General features: G+C 74.3%; 24 protein-coding genes. 11 read left to right on the forward strand and 13 right to left on the reverse strand.

All coding sequences use genetic code 11. The features are described from left to right. Nucleotides 1-7: 7 nt before the first annotated feature. Nucleotides 8-826, forward strand: a complete 819-nt coding sequence (locus ACGF3A_RS22090) for a HEAT repeat domain-containing protein (RefSeq protein ID WP_393731971.1) — start codon at nt 8-10, stop codon at nt 824-826. Between the two features lie 7 nt (nt 827-833). On the opposite strand, the gene ACGF3A_RS22095 is transcribed toward ACGF3A_RS22090, so the two are convergent. After that, nucleotides 834-1,901 (reverse strand): cation diffusion facilitator family transporter, encoded by a 1,068-nt coding sequence (locus ACGF3A_RS22095; protein ID WP_393731972.1) that lies wholly within the window; start codon nt 1,899-1,901, stop codon nt 834-836. A 96-nt stretch (nt 1,902-1,997) separates the two neighbouring features. Continuing rightward, on the reverse strand, nt 1,998-2,471 hold the full coding sequence (locus ACGF3A_RS22100; RefSeq protein WP_393731973.1) for a GNAT family N-acetyltransferase: 474 nt from the start codon (nt 2,469-2,471) through the stop codon (nt 1,998-2,000). Between the two features lie 116 nt (nt 2,472-2,587). Here ACGF3A_RS22100 and ACGF3A_RS22105 point away from each other — a divergent pair, with 116 nt between their 5' ends. Continuing rightward, the gene (locus tag ACGF3A_RS22105; protein WP_393731974.1) at nt 2,588-3,814 is read left to right on the forward strand and encodes a GNAT family N-acetyltransferase; all 1,227 of its coding nucleotides are present in this window, start codon (nt 2,588-2,590) and stop codon (nt 3,812-3,814) included. 371 nt (nt 3,815-4,185) lie between these two features. Here the strand turns inward: ACGF3A_RS22105 and ACGF3A_RS22110 are convergent, their stop codons facing one another. Both ACGF3A_RS22110 and ACGF3A_RS22115 read right to left on the reverse strand, forming a co-directional pair. Then, nucleotides 4,186-4,275 (reverse strand): K(+)-transporting ATPase subunit F, encoded by a 90-nt coding sequence (locus ACGF3A_RS22110; protein ID WP_393731975.1) that lies wholly within the window; start codon nt 4,273-4,275, stop codon nt 4,186-4,188. Nucleotides 4,276-4,369: 94 nt separating this feature from the next. Next, a complete protein-coding gene (locus tag ACGF3A_RS22115; protein WP_393731976.1) occupies nt 4,370-5,683 on the reverse strand; it encodes an MFS transporter in 1,314 nt (437 codons plus the stop codon). 255 nt (nt 5,684-5,938) lie between these two features. Here ACGF3A_RS22115 and thrS point away from each other — a divergent pair, with 255 nt between their 5' ends. From thrS to ACGF3A_RS22130, 3 genes are all read left to right on the forward strand, one after another. Continuing rightward, nucleotides 5,939-7,177 carry a threonine--tRNA ligase gene (gene thrS, locus ACGF3A_RS22120; protein ID WP_393731977.1) on the forward strand — a complete coding sequence of 413 codons (1,239 nt, stop codon included), beginning with the start codon at nt 5,939-5,941 and terminating at the stop codon, nt 7,175-7,177. 134 nt (nt 7,178-7,311) lie between these two features. Continuing rightward, nucleotides 7,312-7,506 carry a hypothetical protein gene (locus ACGF3A_RS22125; protein WP_344533997.1) on the forward strand — a complete coding sequence of 65 codons (195 nt, stop codon included), beginning with the start codon at nt 7,312-7,314 and terminating at the stop codon, nt 7,504-7,506. A gap of 36 nt (nt 7,507-7,542) precedes the next feature. After that, nucleotides 7,543-9,090 carry a hypothetical protein gene (locus ACGF3A_RS22130; RefSeq protein WP_393731978.1) on the forward strand — a complete coding sequence of 516 codons (1,548 nt, stop codon included), beginning with the start codon at nt 7,543-7,545 and terminating at the stop codon, nt 9,088-9,090. A gap of 257 nt (nt 9,091-9,347) precedes the next feature. Here the strand turns inward: ACGF3A_RS22130 and ACGF3A_RS22135 are convergent, their stop codons facing one another. After that, nucleotides 9,348-10,889 carry a PLP-dependent aminotransferase family protein gene (locus tag ACGF3A_RS22135; RefSeq protein WP_393731979.1) on the reverse strand — a complete coding sequence of 514 codons (1,542 nt, stop codon included), beginning with the start codon at nt 10,887-10,889 and terminating at the stop codon, nt 9,348-9,350. A 149-nt stretch (nt 10,890-11,038) separates the two neighbouring features. Here ACGF3A_RS22135 and ACGF3A_RS22140 point away from each other — a divergent pair, with 149 nt between their 5' ends. Both ACGF3A_RS22140 and ACGF3A_RS22145 read left to right on the forward strand, forming a co-directional pair. Next, nucleotides 11,039-11,662, forward strand: coding sequence for a YitT family protein (locus tag ACGF3A_RS22140; RefSeq protein WP_393732631.1), 624 nt, complete (start codon nt 11,039-11,041; stop codon nt 11,660-11,662). Beyond that, on the forward strand, nt 11,659-12,456 hold the full coding sequence (locus ACGF3A_RS22145) for a glycerophosphodiester phosphodiesterase (protein WP_393731980.1): 798 nt from the start codon (nt 11,659-11,661) through the stop codon (nt 12,454-12,456). The genes ACGF3A_RS22140 and ACGF3A_RS22145 overlap by 4 nt, the downstream gene beginning before the upstream one ends. Here ACGF3A_RS22145 and ACGF3A_RS22150 read toward each other — a convergent pair. Next, nucleotides 12,435-13,268 (reverse strand): alpha/beta fold hydrolase, encoded by an 834-nt coding sequence (locus ACGF3A_RS22150; protein WP_393731981.1) that lies wholly within the window; start codon nt 13,266-13,268, stop codon nt 12,435-12,437. The genes ACGF3A_RS22145 and ACGF3A_RS22150 overlap by 22 nt on opposite strands. 184 nt (nt 13,269-13,452) lie before the next feature. On the opposite strand from ACGF3A_RS22150, the gene ACGF3A_RS22155 reads away from it, so the two are divergent. Next, nucleotides 13,453-14,850, forward strand: a complete 1,398-nt coding sequence (locus tag ACGF3A_RS22155; RefSeq protein ID WP_393732632.1) for an MFS transporter — start codon at nt 13,453-13,455, stop codon at nt 14,848-14,850. Between the two features lie 266 nt (nt 14,851-15,116). Continuing rightward, complete coding sequence (locus ACGF3A_RS22160) at nt 15,117-15,506, forward strand: RNA polymerase-binding protein RbpA (RefSeq protein WP_344534005.1); 390 nt, start codon at nt 15,117-15,119, stop codon at nt 15,504-15,506. A gap of 120 nt (nt 15,507-15,626) precedes the next feature. Here the strand turns inward: ACGF3A_RS22160 and fxsA are convergent, their stop codons facing one another. From fxsA to ACGF3A_RS22185, 5 genes are all read right to left on the reverse strand, one after another. Continuing rightward, a complete protein-coding gene (fxsA, locus tag ACGF3A_RS22165; protein ID WP_393731982.1) occupies nt 15,627-16,277 on the reverse strand; it encodes an FxsA family membrane protein in 651 nt (216 codons plus the stop codon). Nucleotides 16,278-16,295: 18 nt separating this feature from the next. Beyond that, the gene (locus tag ACGF3A_RS22170; protein ID WP_393731983.1) at nt 16,296-17,063 is read right to left on the reverse strand and encodes a polyprenol monophosphomannose synthase; all 768 of its coding nucleotides are present in this window, start codon (nt 17,061-17,063) and stop codon (nt 16,296-16,298) included. Continuing rightward, nucleotides 17,060-18,895 (reverse strand): apolipoprotein N-acyltransferase, encoded by a 1,836-nt coding sequence (lnt, locus tag ACGF3A_RS22175; RefSeq protein ID WP_393731984.1) that lies wholly within the window; start codon nt 18,893-18,895, stop codon nt 17,060-17,062. The genes ACGF3A_RS22170 and lnt overlap by 4 nt, the downstream gene beginning before the upstream one ends. A 577-nt stretch (nt 18,896-19,472) precedes the next feature. Then, entirely contained in the window at nt 19,473-21,119 is a 1,647-nt protein-coding gene (locus ACGF3A_RS22180) for an amidohydrolase (protein WP_393731985.1), read from the reverse strand. A 51-nt stretch (nt 21,120-21,170) separates the two neighbouring features. Continuing rightward, entirely contained in the window at nt 21,171-21,611 is a 441-nt protein-coding gene (locus tag ACGF3A_RS22185; RefSeq protein ID WP_393731986.1) for an Lrp/AsnC family transcriptional regulator, read from the reverse strand. A gap of 198 nt (nt 21,612-21,809) precedes the next feature. Between ACGF3A_RS22185 and ACGF3A_RS22190 the strand changes: the two genes are divergently transcribed. Beyond that, nucleotides 21,810-22,241 carry a hypothetical protein gene (locus ACGF3A_RS22190; RefSeq protein WP_393731987.1) on the forward strand — a complete coding sequence of 144 codons (432 nt, stop codon included), beginning with the start codon at nt 21,810-21,812 and terminating at the stop codon, nt 22,239-22,241. A gap of 70 nt (nt 22,242-22,311) precedes the next feature. On the opposite strand, the gene ACGF3A_RS22195 is transcribed toward ACGF3A_RS22190, so the two are convergent. Next, a complete protein-coding gene (locus tag ACGF3A_RS22195; RefSeq protein ID WP_393731988.1) occupies nt 22,312-23,418 on the reverse strand; it encodes a phosphotransferase family protein in 1,107 nt (368 codons plus the stop codon). Further along, entirely contained in the window at nt 23,415-24,524 is a 1,110-nt protein-coding gene (locus tag ACGF3A_RS22200; protein ID WP_393732633.1) for a hypothetical protein, read from the reverse strand. Before ACGF3A_RS22200 ends, ACGF3A_RS22195 begins: the two co-directional genes overlap by 4 nt. A gap of 216 nt (nt 24,525-24,740) precedes the next feature. Between ACGF3A_RS22200 and ACGF3A_RS22205 the strand changes: the two genes are divergently transcribed. Beyond that, nucleotides 24,741-25,796, forward strand: a complete 1,056-nt coding sequence (locus tag ACGF3A_RS22205) for a Gfo/Idh/MocA family protein (RefSeq protein WP_393731989.1) — start codon at nt 24,741-24,743, stop codon at nt 25,794-25,796. The last annotated feature ends 11 nt before the right edge of the window (nt 25,797-25,807 follow it).

The raw sequence follows: 25,807 nt of genomic DNA on the forward strand, positions 1-25,807 counted from the left end.
TCCGGCCATGGCGATGTTCGTGCACCTCACGTCGGCCGCGAACGCGCCGCGCGTGCGCCGGTCCGGTATCCGCGCCGTGAGTCAGGGGCGCGAGGGCGGGCGCGGCGTGTACTGCTTCCCGGTGCTGCGCTCGTACACACTCACCCACCAATGGCTGCGCGAGCTGGCCCGCTTCGGCAGCCGGGGCGGCGGCCTGGTGGCCGTCCATGTGCGGCTGGACGACGCCGAGCCGGTGGTCGTCGGGCCGTACGGGCGCCGGGCGGCCCGGAGCTCCGGCACGGCGGCCGAGGCGGTGCGGACGATCGCGGCGCTGGAGGACCCGCGCGGCTGGGAGGTGTTCGTGCCCCGCGCGATACGCCCCCGCGAGGTGCACCGGATCCGGGGCGTCCCGCAGACCGCAGGCTGGCGCTACCAGCCGGACGCGCACGGCGTACGCCCCTGCACCTGCTACGGCTGCCGGGTGCGCGGCGGTTACGGCGCGCGGCGCCTGCGCGAACGGCTCCCGCATCCGCTCGACGGACCGCCGCCCCCGGTCCGCGTCCTCCTCGCCAGGATCGCCGCGGCGGGCGATCCGGGGGACCCGGCCGCGCTGCGGGAGATCCTGCACTGGTTCGGCATGCGCCGCCGCGGCCCGCTCGCGCGGCTCGCGCCCCTCGCCGCCCACCCCGACCCCGGCGTCCGCGAGGAGCTGGTGTGGGCGGTCGGCCGCTGGACCACGCCCGGCGTGACCGCGCTGCTGACCCCGCTCACCCAGGACCCGCACCCGGACGTCCGCGAGGCGGCGGAGGCGATCCTGGAGGACGACGAGGACGAGGACGAGGAGTGACCCCGGCTCAGTGCGCCGGGGCGTGGTGGGCCAGTTCGGCGTGCGGGTCGGCGGCTGTGTCGTCGTCGGGGGCCGGGGCGTGGTCGGTGTGGACGGTCGCGGCCGTCAGCCGGGGCACGGCGTGGATCAGGGCGTGCTCGGCGGCGACGGCGAGGGCGTGCGCGCGCACCACGGTGAGATGGGGGTCCACGACGATGTCGGCCTCGGCCCGGAGCGCGTGGCCGATCCAGCGCATCCGCACCTTCCCGACCGCGCGGATGCCCGGGACGTCGAGCAGCGCGGCCTCGGCGGCGTCGACGAGCGCCGGGTCGACGGAGTCCATCAGGCGCCGGTAGACCTCGCGGGCGGCGTCCCGCAGGACGAACAGGATGGCGGCCGTGATGAGCAGCCCGACGACGGGGTCGGCGAGCCGCCAGCCGAGCGCCGCGCCCCCGGCGCCGCACAGGACGGCCAGCGAGGTGAACCCGTCGGTGCGCGCGTGCAGCCCGTCGGCGACGAGCGCGGCAGAGCCGATCCTGCGGCCCGTACGGATACGGAGGCGGGCCACCCACTCGTTCCCGGCGAAGCCCACGAGCGCCGCCGCGGCCACGGCCCACAGGTGCGTGACGTCGCGCGGGTGCAGCAGCCGGTCCACGGCCTCGTACGCGGCGAACGCCGCCGAGGCGCCGATGGTCGCCACGATCACCACTCCGGCGAGGTCCTCGGCCCGCCCGTACCCGTACGTGTAGCGGCGGTTGGCCGCGCGGCGGCCGAGGACGAAGGCGATGCCGAGCGGCACGGCCGTCAGCGCGTCGGCGGCGTTGTGCACCGTGTCGCCGAGCAGCGCGACCGAGCCCGAGACGGCGACGATCAGCGCCTGGACGACGGTGGTGAGGCCGAGGACCGCGAGCGAGATCCAGAGCGTACGCATCCCCTCGCGCGAGGTCTCCATCGCGGCGTCGACCTTGTCCGTGGCCTCGTGACTGTGCGGCTTCAGCACATGCCCGGCACGGTGCCGCAACCGCCCCCAGCCGCCGTGCCGATGGCCGCCGTGCCCGTGCCCGCTGTGCTCGTGTGTGTGCTCGTGCCCCTCCATGGCACGCCACCGTGGCACACGAAACCCATTGCGGCTACTGCCGTTCTGCGCCCTCTGACCAGGTGCGACGCCCTCGCAAGTGCGGGCGCGCGGCCGTCAGTCGACGTCCGCCCGCATCACCGGCAGGACGCGGCCGGGCGCGACCTCGCGCGCGCCGACGCGCTCGGCGCCCATGTGCCGGTAGAACGCCTCGGCGTGCGGGTCCGACTCCCAGGTGAGCGTCCGGTGCCCGGCCTCGCGCGCGGAGCGCGCGGCGTGCTCCCACAGCGTGCGGCCCAGGCCGGTGCCGATGACGCCGGGGTCGAGGAACATGTCGGCCAGTTCGCCGTCCGGGGGCTCGCCCGCGAGCTGGTAGTAGCCGAGGAGCACCCCGTCGCGCTCGGCGACGACGACGTGGCCGTCCCTGATGGCCTCGGCGCTCACGGAGAGCAGCTCGCGGAGGCGCTCCAGCACCTCGGGCGGGTAGCCCCAGTGGGCCTTCGACCGCCGGGTGAGCGCGGTCAGGGCCTCGGCCTCGGACGGACGGGCACGGCGCAGCAGGGGCTCGGACACGGGTTCGGGCTCTGTCATCCGCCCACTGTGCCACCCTCGTCGGGCACCTCTCCCGGAGCCGACACGAACGGATGAACGACGTCTCCGCCGAAATCCGGATGCTCGTGCGATACGAGGACAACTAGTGTCCGGGTATGAACTCCCGCACAGCCGTCCAGTTCCGCGAGATCCCCGAGACCGAGATCGAGCGCGCCCTCGCGCACGCGTATCTCGTCTTCCACGAGTCCCCGGACGAGGACGACATCCGCAAGCACCATCAGGACGTGCTGCGCCGCTCGCTGCGCCTCGGCGCCTACGAGGGGGACGAGCTGGTCGGACTCCTCGCCGCCCTCCCCTTCGAGCTGTCCGTGCCCGGTGGCGAACTGACATGCCCCGGCCTCACGTTCGTCTCCGTCGCGCCCACGCACCGCCGCCGCGGCGTGCTGTCGGGGCTCATCGGCGAGCTGTACCGTCGCGCCGCCGGGCAGGGCGCGCCGGTCGCCGCGCTGTGGGCCTCCGAGACGACGATCTACGGCCGCTTCGGCTTCGGCCCCGCCACGCACGGTGCCACGGTCGAGATCGACTCCCGCCGCCCGCTCGCCCTGCGCATCGAACCGGACGAGCGCCCGCTGCGCCTGGTCGACCCGGCCAAGGCCCCGGACGTGCTCGGCCCGTACTACGCGCGTACGCGTGCCGCCCGCGCGGGCCGGATCGCCCGCTCCGAGTTCTGGTGGCGGGACGCCTGGCTGCCCGAGACGGACGAGGACGACAGCGACATGTCGCAGCCCCGCGTCGTCACCCTCGGCGACCCCGTCGCCGGATACGCGATCTACCGCACCAAGTCCGAGGGCGACGGCCCCGCCCTCATCCGGCTGGACGACCTGGAGGCCGACTCGCCCCGGGCCGCGGCGGCGCTGTGGCAGTACCTCGCCGCGATCGACCTGACGGGCACCGTGCGTGCCTGGGGCCGACCGGTGGACGACCCGCTGCTGCTCTTCGCGGGCGACCGCGACCAGGTGCGGGTCACGAGCGAGTTCCCCGCGCTGTGGGTACGGCTCCTGGACGTACGGGCCGCGCTGGAGGCCCGCGCCTGGGCGGCCCCGGTGGACCTCGTACTGGACGTACGCGACGACACGCTCCCGGCCAACGCGGGCCGCCACCGGCTGACCGCGTCCCCCGAAGGCTGCGCCTACGCCCCCACGGAGGACCCCGCCGACCTCACCCTCGACGTGCGCGACCTGGCCTCCTGCTACCTCGGCGGCACCCGCCCCACGGCCCTCGTCGCCGCGGGCGTGGCCACGGAGCACACCCCGGGCGCTGCGGCGGCACTGGAGACGGCCCTGCACACCGACCTGCTCCCGCACACGGTCGACGAGTTCTGAGGGAGGGGTGCGACGGGGCTCCGAGGTTCCGAGCGGCGTTGCCGGGGAACACGGGCCGTCCGACACTGGACAGGAACGTCACCCCGCGCAGGGAGGCGCCGGAAAATGCCCCCGAGCACCCCACGCACACGCCGGTCCGCCGAGCACGCACTCGGCGGACCCGGCGGACCCGATCCGGGGCCCGCTCCCGGACCGAGGCCCGGACCCGGCCCGGATCCCGCTCCCGACCCGGTGCCGCCCGCGCCGCCGGGGCCGGACCCGAGGCCCGATCCGGTGCCTCCGGCTCCGCCCTCGCCCGAGCCGCCCTCGCCGGGGCCGCCCGAGCCGGTCACGCGGCACACGCGGAGCGCACGGGCCCGCGCCCGCGCCCGCTAGAAGCGGTCCGGGTGGCGGCGGGCCAGCAGCAGGTAGCCGATGAGCGCACCGGCGATCAGCAGTCCGACGAGATTCTCCGCGGTCACCGCTCCACTCCCTCCACGACGGTCGGCGGTCATCGCCAGCGTGGAGCCGTGCGGGCGGTACGGCGGCGAGGGCGGACGGTCCCGTACGCGTCCCTCACGCCCGGCCGCCCGTCTCTGACGCCCTGTTGACGCCGGGGGCGCGGGCCGTCTCCTCCTCCCACGCCCTGAAGTGGCGCAACCCGGCCAGCGCCACCACGACCGCGACCGCGAAGAGCCCTCCGGCCACGAGAAACGGGGCCCGCAGCCCCAGCGCGCCCGCGAGCCACCCGCCGAGCAGCGAGCCGAGCGCCAGCCCGCAGAAGGAGAGCAGCCGTGTCGTCGCGATGACGCGGCCCCGCAGCGCGTCGGGCGTGGCCTTCTGCCGTACGGAGGCCGCGAGGACGTTCCACAGTGCCGCGTGCCCGATGTACGCGGCGAGGGCGACGGCCACGACGGCGAGGTGCGTCGTGAGCGCGATGACGGCGAACGAGACGGAGCCCAGGGCCAGCGCGGCCACGATCGCCCAGCCGTAGCCGACGCGGGCGCGCAGCCGTGCCGCGCCCCAGGCACCGGCCAGCCCGCCGAGCGCCGAGGCGGACAGCAGGACGCCGTAGCCGGTGGGGCCGAGCCCGAGGACGTCGTGGGCGTACAGCACGAGGTACGAGAACGGGATCATGTAGCCGACGCTGGCCAGCGCACCGATCACGACGGTGGTGCGCACGAGCGCGTGGCGCCACGTCCAGGCGGCGCCCTCGCGGATGTCGCCGAGCACCCCGGCGACGCCGGTACGGGACCCGGATTCCGTGCCCGGCCCGGGGGCGTCGCGGTCGCGGCCGTAGTCGCCCTTGAGGAGGAAGTAGCTGACCCCGGCGGCCAGGAACGCGAGCGTGACGAGGCCCGGCGGCGCGAAGGCCGCCGCCGCGAAGAGGAGCCCGCCGAGCGGCGGGCCGAGGAACTCGTCGATGACCAACTGGGCGCCGGTGAGCCGCGCGTTGGCCTTGTCGAGGCCGTCCTCCGGTACGGCGCGCGGCAGTACGGCGAAGACGGTGTTGTCGGAGAGCGTCTCGGCCACGCCCATCACCACGGAGACGGCGTAGAGCGCGACGAGCGTGGCCTGCTCGGTCGCGACGAGCGCGGTCAGGACGCCGAAGACGGCCGCGCGGCAGAAGTTGGAGAGGTGGAGCAGGACCCGCCGGTCGGCCCGGTCGATCAGCACCCCCGCGCCGAGGACGGCGAGGATGCGCGGCACGGTGTAGGCGAGCGGCAGCCCCGCGACGGCGGCGGGCGCGTCGGTCAGGTCCGCCGCGAGCAGCGGCAGCGCGACGAACGTGACGCCGTCGGCGAGGTTCGACGCCGCGTTCCCCGTCCAGATCCGCCGGTACTCGGCTCCCAGCCCCATCCCGTACCCCCGCCGTGAGCGATCAGTCACCGCGGCTCCCCTGCCCCGCGGCGGCGCGCGTATCCCCGTAGATGTCCCCGGGGAAAAACCCTTTCGTGCGGCGCCGTTCGCCCTGTTACGGTCCCGCCATGGAACAGCGTGCCGCTCAGACGACGACGCCGGAGAGTGTCCCGGCGCGCTGATCGTTGTACTGATCCGAAGCCCCGGGGCGAGCGCCCCGGGGCTTCGTCGTGGGGTCGTGGGCCGCTCGCCGCCGGGTGTCCGACATCCATGAGGTGACCCGCCATGCACGAGAGCCCGAACCCCGTTCACGACCACCGCAGGCTCGGCCGCGAGCTGGACCTGTTCGACACCGACCCGCTGATGGGCGCGGGCCTGCCGTACTGGCTGCCCGACGGCGCGGCGGTGCGGCACGCGCTGGAGGAGTACGTCCGCGAGGCCGAGCGCCGCGCGGGCTACCGGCACGTGTACTCGCCCGTGCTGGGCAAGCGCGAGCTGTACGAACGCTCGGGGCACTGGTCGCACTACAGCGAGGACATGTACCCCGCGATGGACCTGGGCGCCGAGCAGGTCGTGCTGCGGCCCAGCATGTGCCCGCACCACGCGCTGATCTACCGCTCCCGGGCGCGCAGTTACCGCGAGCTGCCGCTGCGGATGGCCGAGCTGGGCGGCCAGTTCCGCTCGGAGCTCTCCGGCGTGCTGGGCGGGCTCACCCGCGTACGGGCGATGCAGCTCAACGACGCACATGTGTTCTGCGCGCCGGACCAGGTCGCGGATGAGGCGCGCGGGGCTCTGGAGCTGATCCGGCGGGCGTACGGGGCGCTCGGCATCCGCCCGGCCCGCTACCGGCTCTCCCTCCCCGGCCCCGACGGGAAGTACGTCGCGGCGCCGGAGCTGTGGCGCCGGTCCACCGCGCTGCTGCGGCAGGTCCTGGACGAGGCGGGGCTCGCGTACGAGGAGGCCGAGGGCGAGGCCGCGTTCTACGGGCCGAAGATCGACGTCCAGTTCGCGGACGGGGCCGGGCGCGAGTCCACCCTCTCGACCGTGCAGGTCGACTTCCACCAGCCCGAGCGGTTCGGCCTCTCCTACATCGGCGCGGACGGCGCGAAGCACCGGCCCGTCATGGTGCACCGCAGCGTCATCGGCAGCGTCGAGCGTGCCGTGGCGCTGCTGGTGGAGGAGCACGGGGGCGCGTTCCCGGCGTGGCTCGCGCCCGTTCAGCTCGCCGTCCTCCCGGTGGCGGAGGCCGAACGGGCGAACGCGGAGGACTTCGCACGGCACTGCGTCGCCCTCGGGCTGCGGGCGGAACCGGCCGGTCCGGAGCGGGGGTCCCTGGGGGCGCGCGTGCGGGAGGCGCGGCTCGTCCCGTACCAGGCGGTGATCGGTCCCCGGGAGGCCGCGGAGGGCCTGGTGGCCCTGCGGTTGCGCGACGGACGGCGCCTCGCGCCGCTGCCCGCGGCCGAGGCGGCGGACCGGATCGCGGCCGTCGTCGCGGCGCACGGAACCGAGCTGTGGGGGCCGTGACCACGACGCCTGCCGACGGGTCCGGCACGGGGCCCGGAATGGTCGAAATCACCCATTCGCCAGTTACGCACTTTTCGCACTTTCTGTGAAGCTGGTGGCACTCATGGTGACAGTCCCCTACATCAGGAGTGCTGGTGATCCTCTCCATCTCGGGCGTCGTGCTGCTAGGCGTGATCGTCTTCCTCTTCTTCCGCAAGGACGGGCTCAAGCTGTCCCACGCCCTCGTCTGCGCACTCCTCGGCTTCTACCTGGCCGGGACCGCCATCGCGCCCGGGATCAAGGCGGGGGGCGAGAGCCTCGCGAGTCTGCTCAGCGGGATCAAGCTGTAGGTACGGGCACCACGGGAGGCACGGGAGGAGACGCGCGTGAGCCGATGGGCGCTGCCGTGGCGAGGGGGCGGACGGCAGTTCGTCCGCACGGGCGCCGACGGCATGCTGGACGTGCTGTACCCGGTCCTCGTGCTGGTGCGCGGGGCCGGGCGGCTGGTGACGCTCGCCAAGACGCGCTGGAAGCGCACCCCGAAGGAGCGGCGTGGTCCCGCGCTGTTCCTGGTCGCGGCGTGCGGACTGGTGCTGTGGCTGATGCCGTACGGGCCGGTGATCGCGGTCGTCTCGCTCGTCGCGGCCGCCGCCTGGTACGGGCGGGAGCGCGCGGGCGAGGTCGTGGAGGAGGACGAGGGCCCGGGCGAGGAGGAGACGGCCCGGCTCCAGGCGCTGTACGAGGCACTGGTCCCGTACTTCGCGATGCCGGACGACCCGCACGCGGAGCCGATGTACGCGCACGACGGGGAATGGGGGCGCGCGTTCGAGGAGCACGAGTTCTCCCCCGAGGGGCGGCTCTGCGCGCTGCGGCTGCGCTACCCGGCGCACTTCCGTGACGGGGAGCCCGAGGAGCGGCTGCGCGTCGAACAGCTGCTCGCGGCGAAGTCGGGCCGAGGGCGTGAGTACCGGTTCGCGTGGGACGAGGAGCGCAACCGGCTGGAGATGACGGTCCTGGCCCCGCTGCTCACCGGGATCCACGCCCAGCGGTTCGTGACGGCCCCCGGCGAGACGGTGCTCGGGTTCACCGACGGCGGCGCGGTGCGGCGCACGGTGCCGGTGACCGTCGCGGGGATGGACCGGGCCGTGGACGTGCCGCCGGTGGTCTGGCGTACGGGCGCGCGCTCCACCGAGTCCCACCTGCTGGCCATGGGCGTCCCGGGCTCGGGCACGAGCACGCTGCTGCGCTCGGTGGCGCTCCAGGCGCTGCGCCGCGGCGAGGTGCTGGTCGTGGACGGCGACGGGGGCGGCGAGTTCGCCTGCCTCGCGGCCCGGCAGGGGGTGCTCGGCGTCGAGTCCTCGCTCGCGGGCGCGCTGGCCTCGTTCGAGTGGGTCGTACGCGAGACGGAGCGCCGCCTGCTCGCCGCGAGCCGCGCCCGGCAGGCGGGCGAACAGGTACCCGAGGACGTACGGCGCCCGCTCTGGCTCCTGGTCGACCGCCCCGCCGTCCTCACCCACCTGGCGCGGGCCGAGGGCAAACGGGACCCGCAGGAGCTGCTGCAGGTGCCGCTGCGGCACGGGCGCGCCGCGGGGGTGAGCGTCGTGGTGGCCGAACAGTTCGAGGGCGCGGAGGAGCTGGGCCAGGCGGTCCGCGCGTACACCCGGGCCCGCGTGGTGCTCGGCCCCGTGACCCGCGACCAGGCCCGCGCGGTCCTGGGCGAGGCCCCCCAGTCCGGCCCCGCCGCCGACGCCCCACCGGGCCGCGGCTTCGCCCGCCTGGGCGCGGGCCCGGTCCTCCGCCTCCAGGTCCCGGCAACCCCCGACCCCTACGACGAGTCCGCCGGCGAACCCGAACGCCAAGCGGTCCACGCCCTCCTCCCGTCCCGCACAGGCCTCGAAGACCCAGGAACGGAGACCCCGGTCCCGACCTCGTAACCCCCAAGGGAGCGCCCCCGCAGAAGCGCCCCGAAGGGGCGCGGGGAACTGCGCGCCCAGCCACAGGAATCGCGCGCCCCGCGAAGCACAGGACGGGGCAGCCCCTGCCCGGCAACCCGATTCCGGGCCCCGCCAAGGGGCCGCACAGGGGCGCGGGGAACTGCGCGAGGAACCACAGCGCACCCGCACCCCGCGAAGCACAGGACGGGGCACCCCGAACCCGGCCCCGGAGAGACGCGGAGCCGGAGATGCCGGGATCAGGCCACGTAACTGCGGGGCGCGTCGAACTCGGTCGGCGCTCCGGAACGGACAAGATCGGCCGCAGCGGCAAGGCGGGACGCGGCCTCCCGCGCGACGGGGTCAGCGATCGTGAACGGCAGTCGCACGTACCCCTCGAACGCGCCGTCCACCCCGAAGCGCGGCCCCGAGGGCACGCGGACCCCGAGCCGCTCCCCCGCCTCGGCGATGCGCGAGCCGGAGAGCCCACCGGTACGGACCCAGAGCGTGAGCCCGCCCCGCGGAACGGCGAACTCCCAGTCGGGCACGTGCCGTCGGAGCGCGGCGATCAGCGCGTCCCGGTTCTCCCGGGCACGGGCACGCCGCTCGGTGACCGCCCGCTCCCAGCCCTCGCCCGTCATCAGCGCGGTGACGGCGAGCTGTTCCAGAACGGGACTGCCCAGGTCGGCGTAGGCGCGGGCGGCGGTGAGGCTGCGGATGACGTCGGGCGCGGCGCGTACCCAGCCGATGCGGAGCCCGGCCCAGATGGACTTGCTGACCGAGCCGACGGTGATGACGGTCGAGCCGCCGGGGTCGAAGGAGGCCATCGGCGCGGGCACGTCGAGGTCCTCGTCGAGCGGGAGGTCGGCCATGGTCTCGTCGGCGACCAGCACGGTGCCCGCCGAGCGCGCGGCGGAGACGAGGGCGCGGCGCTGTTCGGTGTCGGCGAGGGCGCCGGTGGGGTTGTGGAAGTCGGCGACGACGTACGCCATGCGCGGCGCCGCCTCCCGCAGCGTCTCCCGCCAGGCCGTGAGGTCCCAGCCCGCGTGCCCTTCGGCCATGGGGACGGGGACGAGACGGGTGCCGGTCTCGCGCAGGAGCTGGAGGACGTTGGCGTACGAGGGGTGCTCGACGGCGATGCGTTCGCGGCGCGGGGTCAGGAGCCGGGCGAGGGCCGCGACGGCGCCCATGGCCCCGGTGGTGACCATGATCTGCTGCGGCATGGTCGGGATGCCGCGCGCGGTGTAGCGGTCGGCGAGGGCCTCGCGGAGTACGGGGAGCCCCGCGGGGTAGTCACCGTGGGTGTGAGCGTAGGGCGGAAGTTGGGCCAGGGCCTCCTGGAAGGCCTGGGTGAGATGCGGCTCGGGCGCGGGCAGCGCCGCGCAGCCGAGGTCGATCATCGAGCTCTCGTTGTCCGGCGGCAGCGGTTCGAGGCCGCGCGTCGGCAGCGGGTTCCCGGCGGGGACGGCGGTCCAGCTCCCGGAGCCGCGCCGGGACTCCAGGAAGCCGTCGGTGCGCAGAGCCTCGAAGGCCGCCGCCACGGTCGTACGGCTCACGGAGAGCGCGGCGGCCAGCTCGCGCTCGGCGGGGAGGCGCGTGGCGACGGGGATGCGCCCCTCCAGGACGAGGAGGCGGAGGCCGTCGGCGAGGGAGCGGTAGGCGGGCACGCGACGGGCACCGGGAACGCCGGACCCGCCGAGGACGGCGGACGCGGCAGCGCCTCGCGCGGCAGAGCCCGTGTGCTGGGAGTCGAGGAGCCGCGCGAGCTGCGGCGCTCCCACTGCGGAGTTCCAGTGCGCCATGGTTTCCGGTCCACCTTTCCGGGATTGGCCATGGAAGTGGCCTGCTCTCCTGCCTCAGAGTGCCATGAGTGAGTCCAGTGGCACGAGAAGGGGGTAGGTCTTTGTCCGCGGTGAGGGGATCCGGCAGGCATCTCGCGCGGCGCCTGGTGATGCTGTACGTCGGCCTGGTGCTCTACGGCGCGAGCGCGGCGCTCATGGTGCGCGGGGCGCTGGGGCTCGATCCCTGGGACGTGTTCCACCAGGGGCTGTCGAAGCACACGGGGCTGTCGATCGGCACGATCGCGATCATCGCGGGCGCCGCCGTGCTGCTGCTGTGGTGGCCGATGCGGCAGCGCCCGGGGCTCGGCACGGTCTCGAACGTCTTCCTGGTGGGGCTCTCGATGGACGCCACCCTGTGGCTGCTGCCCGGCCAGGAGCTGCTGGCGGTGCGCATCCCGCTGCTCGTCTCCGGCGTGGTGCTGAACGGGATGGCGACGGGTCTCTACATCTCGGCCCGCTTCGGCCCCGGCCCCCGCGACGGCCTGATGACGGGCCTGCACGAGGTGACAGGGCGTTCGATCCGGCTGGTGCGCACGGGCATCGAGCTGGCGGTGCTGGCGGTCGGGATGCTGCTCGGCGGCTCGGCCGGGATCGGGACCGTGGTGTACGCGCTGGCGATCGGCCCGCTGTCGCAGTTCTTCCTGCGGGTGTTCGCGCTGCCCGGGGACGGCGGCCCGACGCGGGTGGTGGCCGAGGGCGGGAAGAAGAAGCGCCGCGCGATACTGCGGTGGTGACGAACGTACGACGACGCCTCCCCCGGTTCCCCCCGCACCCCTACCTGGCGCACGAGGGGCCGCTGGCCTTCGCCCACCGGGGCGGGGCCGCGAGCGGCGCGGAGAACACGCTCTCGGCGTTCACCCGGGCCGCGGCGCTCGGCTACCGCTACATGGAGACCGATGTGCACGCCACGGCCGACGGGCGGCTGGTGGCCTTCCACGACGCGACGCTGGACCGGGTGACGGACGCCGTCGGACCGATAGCCCGGCTGCCGTGGTCGGAGGTCCGCCGGGCCCAGGTGGCGGGCGGCGAGCCGGTGCCGCTCTTCGAGGAGCTGCTGCGGGCCCTGCCCGGGGTGCGGTGGAACGTGGATGTGAAGTCGGAGGCCGCGCTCGCCCCGCTGCTGCGGCTGCTGGCGGAGACCGGCGCATGGGAACGGGTGTGCGTCGGCTCGTTCGACGAGGCGCGGGTCGCCCGCGCCCAGGCGCACGCCGGGTCCCGGCTGCTGACCTCGCTGGGCACGAGCGGGGTGCTGGGCCTGCGGCTGCGCGCGTACGGGCTGCCCGCGCGCGTACGGGCCAGCGCGCGCTGCGTACAGGTGCCCGAGCGGCACGGCGCGGTGCGCGTGGTGGACCGCGCGTTCGTCCGCGCCGCGCACGCCCGGGGCATGCAGGTCCACGTGTGGACGGTGAACGAGCGCGAGCGCGCCGAGGCCCTGCTCGACCTCGGCGTCGACGGGATCATGACGGACGACCTGGAGATGCTCCGGGAGGTGCTGGCCGGGCGGGGCTACTGGCCGGAGCCTTCCTGAGCCCGGTCGAGGAAGGCGCCGACCGCCGTGGCGAAGCCGTCCGGGTCGTCCTCGTAGAGCCAGTGGCCGCAGCCCGGCATGTCCACCAGCTCGGTGTCCGCGCGCTCCGCGGCCATCCTGCGGGCCGTCTCCGCACTGAGCAGGAAGCTGTGCTCGCCGTGGAGCAGCAGCGCGGGCTGCCGTGAGGCGCGCCAGTCGGCGGAGAAGTCGCCCACGAAGGCGCGCTGCGAGGCCATCATCTCCCCGGTGTCGAAGAGGAAGCCCCAGCCGTCGTCGAACGCGGCGGCGCTCTGCAGGAAGTAGCCCGCGTCCGGGATGCCCCGCGCCTCGACGGCGGCGCCCAGGGCCTCGCGGCTCGGGGCCCGGCGCGGCCACTCCGACACGTCGAGCACGGGTTCGGTCTCGGGGCGCCGGTTGAGGACGGTCCCATCGGCGACGAGCAGCGCGGAGACCAGTTCGGGGCGGCGGGCGGCGAGCAGATAGGCCACGGCGCCGCCCATCGAGTGGCCGAGGACGGCGGCGGGCGCCAGGCCCAGGGCCTCCAGCAGGGCGGCGGCGTCGTCCACGTACGTACCGGGGACGAGCGTGCCGCCGTGGCCCGAGCGCCCGTGGGCGCGCAGGTCGGGGGCGATCACCCGGTACCGGGCCCCGAGGGCGCGGGCGAGCGGCGCGAAGATCCGTCCGCGTCCGAAGTGCCCGTGCAGCGCGAGGAGCGGCGGCCCCTCCCCTCCGCTGTCGAGGTAGACGAAGGGGTGCCCGTCGAGGGTGATCCGGTGCTCGGTGAACTCCCCGGCGGGTGGGTCTGCGGGCATGGCGGAGCGGCTCCGTTCGCGAGGGGTGGGAGAAATGGGAGGAGGGATGGCGCGCGGGACAGGATGCCAGCGGCCGGAGGGCCGGGCATCCGGTTTTCGGCCCGCCGGGGCAGTGCGGCACGGCCTGTAGTCTCCCCCGAAGATCACGACCGTACGACGAGGGGCGGGGCCGGAGTTGAGCACGGTGTCGGCGCGGGCCACGGGACCGGACGACGGGGCTCCGGACGGAACTCCGGACGAGGACGCGCTCGCGCGGCGCCGGGAGCAGCGGGGCTGGTACTTCTACGACTGGGCGGTCTCGGTCTTCTCCACGAGCGTCCTCACGGTCTTCCTGGGCCCGTACCTCACGGAGGTCGCCAAGGCGGCCGCGGACGCCGACGGCTACGTCCACCCGCTCGGGCTCCCCGTGCGCGCGGGCTCGTTCTTCGCCTACGCGGTCTCCGCCTCCGTGCTGCTGTCCGTGGTGGTGATGCCGCTCGCGGGCGCGCTGGCGGACCGCACAGGGCGCAAGAAACCGGTGCTGGCCGTCTCCGCCTACGTGGGCGCGGGCGCGACGTCCGCGATGTTCTTCCTGGACGGCGAGCGCTATCTGCTGGGCGGCGTGCTGCTGGTCGTGGCGAACGTGGCGCTCGCCGTCTCGATGGTCGTCTACAACGCGTTCCTGCCGCAGATCGCCGGGCCCGCCGAGCGCGACGACGTCTCCTCGCGCGGCTGGGCGTTCGGCTACGCGTCCGGGGCACTCGTCCTCGTGGCGAACCTGGCGCTGTTCCTGGGCCACGAGTCGTTCGGCGTCAGCGAGTCCATGGCGGTGCGGATCTGCCTGTCCTCGGCCGGGGTGTGGTGGGCGGTCTTCGCGCTCGTCCCGCTGCTGCGGCTGCGGGAGCGCCCGTACGCGCGGCAGGGGGACGGCGTCGGCGGCGGGTACGGACGTGTGTCGTTCGGCGACGGGTGGCGGCAGTTGGCGGGGACGCTGCGCGAACTGCGGCGGTATCCCCTCACGATGCTCTTCCTGCTGGCGTACCTGCTCTACAACGACGGCATCCAGACCGTGATCACCCAGGCGTCCGTCTTCGGCTCGGAGGAGCTGGGGCTGAACCAGACGACGCTGATCGGCGCGGTGCTGCTGGTGCAGGTGCTCGCGGTGGCGGGGGCGCTGCTGATGGGGCGGCTGGCACGGTCGTACGGCGCGCGGCGCGTGATCCTGTGGTCCCTGGTGGCGTGGACGGTCACGGTGGCGGCCGGTTTCGCGCTGCCCGCCGGGGAACCGCTGTGGTTCTACGCGCTGGCGGCGGCGATCGGCCTGGTCCTGGGCGGCAGCCAGGCGCTGTCGCGGTCCCTGTTCGCCCAGCTCGTCCCGGCGGGCAAGGAGGCGGAATTCTTCTCGCTGTACGAGGTGAGCGACCGGGGCACGAGCTGGCTGGGACCGCTGCTGTTCGGCCTGGCGTACCAGCTCACGGGCGAGTACCGGGTGGCGATCCTGTCCCTGGTGGTGTTCTTCGCCCTGGGTTTCGCGCTGCTGTGGCGGGTACCTGTGAGACGGGCGGCGGCTGCCGTGGGGAACACCGAACCGGGCCGGATTTAGTGTCAAGGGGGCAGGGGCGGTAGTGTACGCCTTTGGCTCACCGGATGGACCGTTACTGCACGCCAAAGAGATGCGAACAGTGGGTGACATCTCCTGTCAGTTGTGACAAACCGGTCACCGGGGGGTACCGCATATTCAACGAGGCGGCGGCACGTCGGGCGACGCGTGTCCCCAAACGGGAATCTTCACCGCCGGCCGGACGTTGACCGGATGACGACGACAGCGACACCTGTCCTGTGGGCGACAAGCCCGGGAGGCACGAATTCATGAGTGAGCGAGCTCTTCGCGGCACGCGACTCGTGGTGACCAGCTACGAGACCGACCGCGGCATCGACCTGGCCCCGCGCCAGGCCGTGGAGTACGCATGCCAGAACGGCCATCGATTTGAGATGCCGTTTTCGGTGGAGGCCGAGATTCCGTCCGAGTGGGAGTGCAAGGTGTGCGGCGCACAGGCACTCCTTGTGGACGGAGAGGGTCCGGAAGAGAAGAAGGGGAAGCCGGCGCGTACGCACTGGGACATGCTCATGGAGCGCCGTACCCGCGAGGAGCTCGAAGAGGTCCTCGAGGAGCGGCTCGCCGTGCTGCGGTCCGGCACGATGAACATCGCGGTTCATCCGCGTGACGACAACAGCGGGGGCAAGCGCAAGTCCGCCTGACCGAGCGGCACGCGCCTGCGCCACGCCCGATTGGCACACAGCGAGAGGGCCTGAGACCACCCCGTGGTCTGAGGCCCTCTCGCTGTGCTGTTCCGGCGCCTCCAGGGGCGCCGGGCGCGCTCAGCCCTTCGTGGGCGGCTCGTCGTCGCGGACGACCTCGCCCTGGACGACCTTGCCGTCGGGCCGGTGCATCCGGACCTGCTCCTCGGCGCTGCGCGCCTGCTGGTAGGCGTCGCCGAGGCTGCCCGGGGCATGTGCCCGGGGGCGCTCCAGCGAGCGCTTGGCGGCCCCGCGCAGCAGCTTCGCGGTGGGCGGGAAGAGGAGCAGCAGACCGGCGACGTCCGAGAGCATCCCCGGAATCATGATCAGCAGGCCGCCGAGCATCGCGGTCCCGTTGCCCTCACCCTTGCCCGCGGCGAGGCTCTCCTCGTCCGGCGGGGTGCCCGCGCGGGCCTGGTCCTGGGCGCGCTGGACGGTCTCCGCCAGATTCCGCCAGGCGCGGCGACCGGCGCGCTTGATGAGGGCCGCGCCGAGCACGAAGCCCGCGACGATCAGGAGCAGCACCAGCAGCCCGCTCGTCGCCTCGGCGACGAGCATGAAGAGCCAGATCTCCAGCACCACCCACGCGGCGACGGCGAGCGGCAGGAAGGTCCGGGCCCGGGAGCGGCGGGGCTTGCGGCCCCCCGCCCCGGAACCCTCCGGACCACCGGGGCCGCCGGGGCCCGACTGCTCGTCCTGCGGCTCGTACGGGAACGGTGCGCGCGTCGTCATAGTGCAAGTGTGCCTGGTTCAGGTGCGCTTTCGACCGAGAGCCTTCTTCACCCGGTCCTCGACGCCCCACGCGGCGATCCGCCAGAGCGCCTCGGCCATGATGTCGCGGCTCATCTTGGAGTCCCCGTGCTCGCGCTCGACGAAGGTGATGGGGACCTCGACCACGTGGTGGCCCGAGTGGACCGTGCGCCGGGTCAGGTCGACCTGGAAGCAGTACCCCTGCGAGGCGATGTTCTCCAGGCCGATGTTCTCCAGCGTCTCCTTGCGGAAGGCGCGGAAGCCCGCCGTCACGTCGCGCACGTCGACGTCGAGGAGGATCCGGGAGTACGTGGAGGCGCCCTTGGAGAGGAACTCGCGCGACTTCGGCCAGTTCACGATGCGCCCGCCCGGGACCCAGCGCGAGCCGATGACCAGGTCGGCGCCGCCCAGCGCGGTGAGCAGCCGGGGCAGCTCCTCGGGCGGGTGCGAGCCGTCGGCGTCCATCTCGATCAGCACGCCGTAGCCGTTGTCGATCCCCCAGCGGAAGCCCGCCAGATAGGCGGCGCCGAGGCCCTCCTTGCCCTTGCGGTGCAGGACCTGCACGTGGTCGTCCTCGGCCGCGAGCTCGTCGGCGATCTTGCCGGTGCCGTCCGGGCTGTTGTCGTCCGCGACGAGGACGTGGGCCTCGGGAACGGCCGCGCGCACCCGGGAGACGATCGGCTTGATGTTCTCGGCCTCGTTGTAGGTCGGGATGATGACCAGGGCCGTGCCGAGCGGGCCGTAGCGCCGCTGTTCGCCGTCCGTCACTGGTGCTGCTCCTCCTGTCGCGCTTCCTGCTGAGTGGTGCCGTCCGTGCCGCCGGGGCGCTCGCCGGTCCTGCGGGCCCGGCGGCCGAGGATCCACGCTCCGGCGCAGGACAGGACGCCCACGATAGCGAGCGTCCATTCCGGCGCGGCACCGACGCGGTCGGCCAGCGTCCTGCCGTCGCGGAGCGGGAGCGTACCGGTGATCACGTCCTGGGTGAATTCCTCGGTGCGCTCCCGGACCGTTCCGTCCGGCTCGACGATGGCGCTGATGCCGCTGGGCGCGGCCGTCACGATGGCCCGGCCGTGCTCGACGGAGCGCAGCTTGGACATGGCGAGCTGCTGCTCGGGCTGGCCGGTCTCGCCGTACGTCGCGTTGTTCGTCTGGACGACGAGGGCACGCGCGCCGTCGTTGACGGTGTCGCGCGGGATCTCGTCGTAGGCGACCTCGAAGCAGATGACGTCGCCGAGGCGGGCCGGACCCGTCTGGAGGACGCCGGTGTGGTCGCCGGGGTAGAAGTCACGCGGGACGCGCTGGAGCCGCGTGATGACCTTCGAGAGCTGGTCACGGAAGGGCACGTACTCCCCGAAGGGCACCGGGTGCTGCTTGGTGTACGAGGCGCCGGGGCCCTTCTTCGGGTCCCAGACGATGCCCTGGTTCTCGACGTACCCCTCCTTCTTGGGGTGGTCGACCAGCGCGCCGACGAGGACGGGGACGCCGACGGCCTTGACCGCCTGGTCGATCCGCTTCCCGGCCTCGGGGTACTTGTAGGGGTCGAGGTCCGACGCGTTCTCGGGCCAGATGACCAGGTCGGGCTGCTTCTCCTTGCCCGCCTTGACCCTCTTGGCGAGGTCGAGGGTGGCCTCGACGTGATTGTTGAGGATCTTCATCGGGCGGCCGAGGAAGTCCATGCCCGGCTGCTGGACGTTGCCCTGCACCACGGCGATCTGGACGGTGTCGTCGGCCTTGGTCGGCACGGGCACCGCGAACCCGGCGGCGGTGACGGCCGCGGCGAGGACGAGGGCGCCGCCCGCCGTCGCGTACGTACGCGACTCGCGGGGGGCCGTGCGCAGCCGCCAGGCGCCCACCGCGACGGCGGCGAGGAGCCCGCCGGTCAGGGCGACGGCGAAGGTCACCAGGGGCGCGCCGCCGAGGGCGGCGAGCGGGGTGAAGGGCGAGCCGGTGTTGGCGAACGCGAGACGGCCCCAGGGGAAGCCGCCGAAGGGGATGCGGTCGCGCAGGAACTCCTCGCACACCCACAGGCAGGCGCCCCACAGCGGCCACGCGGGCAGCCGTGAGGTGACGGCCAGCGCGGCGCCGAGCACGGCGACGAACAGCCCCTGGAGGAACGCGAGCCCGATGACCGCGTCCCAGCCCACGACGTGCAGCCACTTCAGGAGCAGCGTGAAGAAGGGCCAGCCGAAGGCGAGCCCGAGCCAGGCGCCCTGGCGTGCCGTGCGGCCCCGGGTGAGCAGGGCGAAGGCGGCGACGGCGACGAGCGAGAGCGGCCACAGCCCGTACGGCGGGAAGGCGAGGCCCAGGGCGCAGCCGCTCAGCGCGGCGAGCGCGGTGCGGAGCGCCTCGCGGCGGGCGAGCGCGCCGAGCCGGGCGAACCGCCCGGGGCGGCCGGGAGGCTCAGGGGTGCCGGTGTCCGCGGACTCCGCCGTCGGCACGCCCGCGCTCCCTTCTCTCCCCTCGTCGCTCACGCGTGCCTCGTCGGGCCGCGGGTCGCCCCCGGATCCCGGCGCGTCGCCGGGCACGGTCGATGCCGCTTCCTGCTCCTCGGGCGCCTGGCCCGAGGGGGAAGCGGAAGTGGTGTCAGGGCCCGAAGCCAAGGTCGCGGCCTTCCTTGCAGGTCGTGCGGTGGTGAAGTGACCGTACAACGCGGAAGGGCAGGCGCGGGGCGGGGGTTCGTAAAGCTGTGGAAAGCGAGAGAAGCCCGAGGTGACGCGGTTACCGCCCGGTATGGACCGGCTCGCCCCCGCGGCCCCGGCGCCCGGGGAGGGGGCTGCGGATCGGGGCCCGGTGCCCTTCGGGCCGACCTGGGACCCGCTGGCTGCGGGCCGACCGAAAGCCGTTGTCTACTGAGCGTCCGGGCCCCGCCCCGGGTCACACCTGCCGACCAGCTGAAAGCTTCCGCCCCCGTGCCGCGGGCGCTGGACCTGGCTCCCAGTGGTGGTGTACCGGTGCGGCGCACCACCCCATGGCCCAGCGGCGTTCGACGACTGCGCGGAAGATCCCCGGTCGGACGTCCTGTGGTGGACCCGGCCGAACCTACCCGCCCACGGGCGTTTCCTGTCAACAGCCTCCTGGCCTGGGGTGTTTCAGCAAATCAGCAGGTCAGTGCGGAGGGGGTGCGCGTACCGCGACAGGCCGAGGCGATCTCGTTCGGCGGTATCGGGCGACCGTACATCACTCGTTCGGCCGTGCGTAGACCGTTTGTCCAGCGACCACCGTCCGCAGGCAGACCGGGAGTTGGCCGCCGGGGGTGAGATCGGGCAGGCCAGGGGTGCCGGAGCGGGGGTCCGTGGACCAGTTGGAGACGCGGGTGTCGGGCGTCTGCACGATCAGCTCGCCGGTGTGCCAGAGCGCGTAGTCGGCGGGCGCACCGGGCACCAGGACGCCCGCGTCGTCGCGGCCGAGGGCGCGCCAGCCGCCGCGCGTGTGCGCGGTGAAGGCGCCGCGCACGGAGATGCGGTGCCCGGCGGTGCGGTGGAAGGCGGCGGCCCGGACGGTGCCCCACGGGTCGAGCGGGGTGACGGGGCTGTCGGAGCCGAGGGCGAGGGGGACGCCCGCGCGCTGCAGGGCGGCGTACGGGTTGAGAGTGCGGGCCCTGTCCGTGCCGAGGCGCCGCGCGTACATGCCGTCGTCGCCGCCCCAGGCCGCGTCGAAGGCGGGCTGCACGGAGGCCGTGAGGGCGAGGTCCGCGAGGTCGGCGATCGTCTGTTCGGTGAGCATCTCGGCGTGCTCGACGCGGTGGCGGGCCGCGCGGACGCGGGCGAGGCCGACGGCCTCGGCGGCGCGGCGCACGCCGCCGGTGACGGCCTCGATCGCGGCGTCGCCGATGGCGTGGAACCCGGCCTGGATCCCGGCCTCCGTGCAGGCCGCGACGTGCGCGGCGACCGCGTCGGCGTCGAGGTGGGCGGAGCCGGTGGTTCCGGGGGCGTCCGCGTACGGGGCGCACAGGTGTGCCGTGTGGGAGCCGAGGGAGCCGTCGGCGAAGAGGTCGCCCGCGGCCCCGAGGGCCCCGAGTTCGCTCACACGTGCGGCTTCCTTTGCTGAGGTGACGAGTTCGGCCCAGTAGCCGAAGACCCGGGGACCGGGCTCACCGCCGGCGAGCGCGAGGAGCGCGGCGAAGTCCTCCTCGCCGGAGATCCGCGGCCCCGCGCACTCGTGGACGCTGCCGATGCCGACGGACGCGGCGTACGCGAGCGCGGCCCGCTGCGCCTCGGCGCGCTGGGCCGGGGTGAGCGTGCCGTACGCGAACTCGCGCACGGCGTGGTGCGCGTCCCCGGTGAGCGGCGCGTCGTGCGCGTACCCCTCGCGGCCCGTGACGCCGGGCACGAGGTCGAGGAGCGCGGTGGTGACGAGCGCCGAGTGCTTGTCGACGCGCGGCAGGTAGAGGGGCCTGCCGCCGGTGGCCTCGTCCAGCTCGGCGCGGCGCGGGGGCCGCTGCTCGGGCCAGGCACTGGCGTCCCACCCGGCGCCGAGCAGCACCCGGTCGCCGGGCCGCTCCTGGGCGTGCGCGCGCACGCGGGTGAGCGCGTCGGCGAGCGTACGGGCGCCCGAGAGGTCGAGCCCGGTCAGCGCGAGGCCGGTCGCGGTGGTGTGGACGTGTGCGTCGGTGAAGGCCGGGGTGACGAGCGCGCCGTCGAGGTCGACGGTCTCGTCGACGCCGTCGAGGAAGGAGTCGGCCGCCCCCTCCGAGCCGACCCAGGCGATGCTGTCGCCCTCGACGACCATCGCGGTCGCAAAGGGGTCGGCCGGGCTGTGGACCTCGCCGCCGCGCAGCAGGGTGGTGCGGGGCCTGTCGGAGTGGTGGGCTGTCCTGTCGCTCATGGGGACAGTCTCCCGCTCCCCGGCTCCCGTACGGCGCGCGGGGTCGGCGCGTCAGATGCGGGGCGGGCGTGACTCGTACGGGGTCGAGAGGACGACCGTCGTACGGGTGGAGACCCCCGCCAGGGTGCGGATACGGGCGAGCAGATGCTCCAGCTCGATGGGGGTGGCGACGCGCACCTTGAGGATGTAGTTCTCGTCGCCCGCGACGCTGTGGCACGCCTCGATCTCCGGGACCTCGGCGAGGCGGTCGGAGATGTCGTCGGGGGCGCTGGGGTCGAAGGGTTTGACCGAGATGAACGCGGTGAGCGGCAGGCCGACCGCCTCGGGGTCCACGAGCGCCGCGTAGCCACGGATGACGCCGCGCTGTTCGAGGCGGCGTACGCGCTGGTGCACGGCCGAGGTGGACAGGCCGGTGGCCTTGCCCAGGTCGGTGTAGCTCATGCGCCCGTCCCTGACGAGCAGTTCCACGATCTGTCGGTCCAAGTCCTCCACGGTGGATCACCGTACTGCGCCGGGCACGCTCCGGCACAGCGGACGGCGCCGCCGGAGCACACCCCCCGCACGGCGTGTGACCAAGGCCACATGTGTGCGCCCGTGTCCTCCCGTGTGTGGCGATTATGCGAGTGGCGCGGCGGGAAGTGCTTGCTGTGGCCGGAGCCCAGCCCGGTCGGTCCACCCGAGGGGGATTGCATGCGCACGATGAAGTCGGTCCACGCCGTTCGGAAGGACGCGGCGGCGGTGGCCGCCGGGAGCGGCCCGGAGACAGGTGCCGAGGGCATCGACACCGCGGACCTCGACAGCGAGACCTTCGAGAGCTACCGGGTGAACTGCCCGGACTGCGGGCAGCCCATCGCGCTGTTCGCCCAGGAGGAGTCCCTTCCGGTGCACGCGCTGTGCGCGACGCCCTGGGACCCGTTCGGCCTGACGATGTGCCAGGGCGCGGGCCGTCCCGTGACGGACGCGGCGCCGCCCGCGGACGGCGAGGGCGAGACCAGGGAGCTCGGCATGGCCGAACTGCTCACGCTGCCGGAGGAGTTGGACTGGAGGACGCAGCCGTTCTCCCACGTCGGCGGACCGGGCTCCCGGCCCATGCGGCGCGAGCGGGTGCCCGCGCAGCGCTGACCGTACGACCTGCTCCACGTTCCAGGTTCCACGAGAGGCGCCCCCTCCTTCCTCAGGGGGCTCCACTCCCTTATGTCCTCACCTCTCCCCAGTACGAACCCTCCAGCATCCGTTCCAGCGAGGCGCGGTGCATGATGAGGTCGTCCGGGTCCGGCGGTGGCACGGCCTCCCCGAAGTGGATACGGCGGTAGGCGATCCGGAGCATCACGATCGCGTGCCGCAGCGCCGCGTAGAAGGTGTGGAAGTCCATCGCGCGCGGGGTGTGCCCCGTCAGCTCCGCGTAGCGCGCCTCGACCGCGCGGCGGTCGAAGAACCCCGGCAGCCCCTCCTGGCCCATGGACTCCGTCAGGTCCTGGAAGAACCGGTGCAGATAGACCGTCCAGCCCAGGTCCAGCTCGCGCGGGCCGAGGGCGGCCATCTCCCAGTCCAGGACGGCGACGGGCTCGAAGCCGTCGTAGACGATGTTGCCGATACGGGCGTCGCCCCAGCACACGACCGTATCCCCCTCCTCATCAGGCCAGTTGGACGTCAGCCAGGCGAAGCCGCGTTCGATCACGGGTGAGCGGGGCTGGTCCGCGACGACCCACTCGTAGTAGCGGCGCTGAGCGGCCACATGGCGGCGCAGCGGCGTGCCGGGCCCCGGCTCGGCGAGGAACCCGGCCAGCTCGGCCGGTACTTGGCCGTGCAGCCGGGCCAGCACGGAGAGCGTGGCCTCCTGCAGCGCGGCGCGCTCGGCGTCGGTGGCGGAGTGCAGCCAGTTTCCCTCGTACGTGTAGGGCATGACGTCCGGCGGGACGCGGCCCTCCACGCGCTCCATGACGAAGAACGGGGCGCCCAGCGGCCCTTCGTCCTCCTCCAGCCACAGGACGCGGGGCACGGGCACGTCGCTGTGCGCGGCGACCAGGCGCTGGGTGCGGTACTGGCGGGCCATGTCGTAGCGCGGGAAGACCGTGTACGCGGCGGGGTCGGCGGCGAGGCGCAGGGCGCAGCCGGTGGCGGGCGCGTCGGGGTGGTCGAGGCCGAACAGGACGGTCTCGCTGGACATCCCGTTGCTCTCGGGGACCACGGGGTCCAGGGCACGCGCTCCGGGGAGCCGGGTGGCGAGCCAGGCGTCGAGGGCGCGGGCGAGTGCGGCGGGGTGGCGCGTGGTGGTGCGGGGGCGGTCCGGGACCGTCATGACCGCTCCCCCGTGGTGCCGGCGCCGGTGCCGGCGCCGGGGGCGACCGAGCCGAAGCCGGTGAAGCCGCTGGGGTCGTGGCGGCCGAAGCTGCCGTGCTCGAAGATCCCGTACCCCGTCCGCCCGTCGAGCGTGAAGCGGGCCGCGTGATCGATCACGCCGTACGCCGCCAGCGGGTGCGCCGCCGCGTCGCTCAGGTCGTACGTACGCCGGTCGGTCCAGCCCCTGCCCTGCCAGGTGCCGTGCTGCCAGTCGTCGGCGGGCGGGTATCCGGCACCGACGGCGAGGGGCGAGGAGGTGAGGACCTCGGCGTGGAGTTCGAGGGGCTTGCGGTCGGCGGGGTCGGTGAGATGGAGGACGGCGCGCTCGGGGTGCCGGGTGCCCGGCCGGTAGGCGATGTCGGCGTACGGCCAGCCGAGCTGGCGGTCGCGGTGGCCCTCGCGGACCTCGACGGCGCCGTTCAGGGTGCGGTGGCCGTCGGCGTCTTCCTGGAGGATCACCATCACGAAGCGGTCGTCGAAGCGGGCCGGGCACCATATCCAGTGGAAGCCCTCGGTGGGGTGGTCAGCGGCGGCGCGTCCCGCCTCCTCGCCGGGTATGGGGCGGACGCCCCAGCTCCGGTCGCGGATCCCGGTCCACTCCCCCGCCGTCACGGGGATGTCCGCGCCGTCCGCGCGGACCGTGCCGGTGACGGTGCCCGCCTGCGCGAAGCGGCGGGCCTCCAGGGTGAGCCGGCCGCCCCGCCGCTGGAGGTGGTGGGGCTCCCAGAGGGCGGGGAAGGCCGCGGTCCACGTCAGGTCGTACGAGAGCGAGGCCGGGTCGTCCGGGTCGGGGTCGCACCGCAGGCGGAGGCGGCGCAGCGGCTCCTCGACGGTGACGCTCAGCGGGCCGACGGCGAGCCGCATCCGGTCGTCGCCGAGCGCGTCGGAGGCGCGGACGGCGCGGAGGCGGCCGTCGGCGGTGCGCAGCGTGGCGTAGGCGTCGATGACCCCGGTGTTGGGGTAGACGCCGAGGCCGGTGATCAGGAGCGTGTGCCCGGCGTGGTCCAGGACCTGGAAGATGCACCGGTCGTAGGCGTTGCGGTCGCCGGTGGCGACGTGGCGCATGGAGAGCGGCACCTGGTGGACGGGGTATTCGTCGAGGGCGACGGGTCGGTCGTCGTCGGTCACGGGCTGCCTCCCGGGGCTGTGTGCCGTGCGGAGAGGGATTTGACGGTACGTCAGCTCGCGGGAGGGGGCCAGAGTCGTACCGCCGCTCGCGCGGCGCCCGTACGGTGATCAATTGGCTTGCGGGCGGGGCCCGTTCCGCTCAGGGTGTCGCCCATGACACGAGTGATGATCGCGGGCCTGCGGCGCGGGCTGCTGCTGGCGCGGTGGTGCGAGCGGGTGGGCTTCGAGGTGGCGGCGGTCTGCGACCCCGACGCGGAGCTGCTGGCGGAGGCCGCGAAGGAGTTCCCCGCGGCGCGTACGGCCTCCGGATGGGCGGAGCTGCTGGAGGCCGGGGCTGACGCGGTGGTGCTCGCCAACGACTTCGACGGGCACGCCGCACCGGCCGTCGCCTTCCTGGAGCGCGGCATCCATGTGCTGAGCGAGTGCGCGGCGTGCGTGACCGAGGAGGAGGGCCGGGCGCTGGTCGCGGCGGCCCAGGCGTCGACGGCCACGTACTCCTTCGCCGAGAACTACGTCGAGCACCCTCACGTACGGACGATCGCCGAGGCGCTGAAGGCCGGGGAGGTCGGCGAGGCCCAGCTCGTCGAGTGCGACTACCTGCACGCGCTGCCGCCCGCCGACGTCCGCGCGCTCGCCGGGGACCCCGCGCACTGGCGGGGGCGGATCTCCCCGACGGCGTACTGCACGCACACCCTCTCCCCCGTCCTGGACGTCACGGGCGCCTGGCCGGTGGAGGTCGCCGCGCACCCGGTCGGCGCGGACGAGCGGCCGATGGCCGTGGTCCTGGTGACGCGGCTGTCGACGGGCGCGCTGGCCGTGACCCGGCAGACGTTCCTCCAGGGCGAGCCGGACAGCCACTGGTCGTGGCTGTCGGTGCGCGGCTCCGAGGGGCTCGCCGAGTCGCTGCGCGCGCCGGGGCGTGACGCGTGGTCCGTGCGCGTCCGCCGGGAGGGCTGGGCGAGCGGCGGCGAGACCCGCGAGGAGATCCGGGCCCCGGAGGCCGTGCACGTCGGCGGCGGGCCCGTGGACCCCATGGAGGAGGGCACGGCGCTGGTCGTCGAGGCGTTCCGGCGCACGGTCGAGGAGGGCGAGCCCCCGCGCGTGCCCGTACGCGCGGCCGTCGCCGCCTCGCTCGTGGGCGTGGCGGGGGCCCGTTCGCTCGCGGCGGGCTCGGCGCCGGTACGGATGCCGGACGTCGCGGGGTGGTGAGGCGTTTCCGC

The organism is Streptomyces sp. NPDC048172 (assembly GCF_043202595.1).
GTDB lineage: Bacteria > Actinomycetota > Actinomycetes > Streptomycetales > Streptomycetaceae > Streptomyces.

Bases quoted from the DNA above. Each gene is read 5' to 3' on its own strand.
- ACGF3A_RS22090 (WP_393731971.1), top strand. From the start codon at position 8: ATGGCGATGTTCGTGCACCTCACGTCGGCCGCGAACGCGCCGCGCGTG.
- ACGF3A_RS22095 (WP_393731972.1), bottom strand. From the start codon at position 1,901: ATGGAGGGGCACGAGCACACACACGAGCACAGCGGGCACGGGCACGGC.
- ACGF3A_RS22100 (WP_393731973.1), bottom strand. From the start codon at position 2,471: ATGACAGAGCCCGAACCCGTGTCCGAGCCCCTGCTGCGCCGTGCCCGT.
- ACGF3A_RS22105 (WP_393731974.1), top strand. From the start codon at position 2,588: ATGAACTCCCGCACAGCCGTCCAGTTCCGCGAGATCCCCGAGACCGAG.
- thrS (WP_393731977.1), top strand. From the start codon at position 5,939: ATGCACGAGAGCCCGAACCCCGTTCACGACCACCGCAGGCTCGGCCGC.
- ACGF3A_RS22135 (WP_393731979.1), bottom strand. From the start codon at position 10,889: ATGGCGCACTGGAACTCCGCAGTGGGAGCGCCGCAGCTCGCGCGGCTC.
- ACGF3A_RS22140 (WP_393732631.1), top strand. From the start codon at position 11,039: ATGCTGTACGTCGGCCTGGTGCTCTACGGCGCGAGCGCGGCGCTCATG.
- ACGF3A_RS22150 (WP_393731981.1), bottom strand. From the start codon at position 13,268: ATGCCCGCAGACCCACCCGCCGGGGAGTTCACCGAGCACCGGATCACC.
- ACGF3A_RS22160 (WP_344534005.1), top strand. From the start codon at position 15,117: ATGAGTGAGCGAGCTCTTCGCGGCACGCGACTCGTGGTGACCAGCTAC.
- fxsA (WP_393731982.1), bottom strand. From the start codon at position 16,277: ATGACGACGCGCGCACCGTTCCCGTACGAGCCGCAGGACGAGCAGTCG.
- ACGF3A_RS22180 (WP_393731985.1), bottom strand. From the start codon at position 21,119: ATGAGCGACAGGACAGCCCACCACTCCGACAGGCCCCGCACCACCCTG.
- ACGF3A_RS22190 (WP_393731987.1), top strand. From the start codon at position 21,810: ATGCGCACGATGAAGTCGGTCCACGCCGTTCGGAAGGACGCGGCGGCG.
- ACGF3A_RS22195 (WP_393731988.1), bottom strand. From the start codon at position 23,418: ATGACGGTCCCGGACCGCCCCCGCACCACCACGCGCCACCCCGCCGCA.
- ACGF3A_RS22200 (WP_393732633.1), bottom strand. From the start codon at position 24,524: ATGCGCCACGTCGCCACCGGCGACCGCAACGCCTACGACCGGTGCATC.
- ACGF3A_RS22205 (WP_393731989.1), top strand. From the start codon at position 24,741: ATGACACGAGTGATGATCGCGGGCCTGCGGCGCGGGCTGCTGCTGGCG.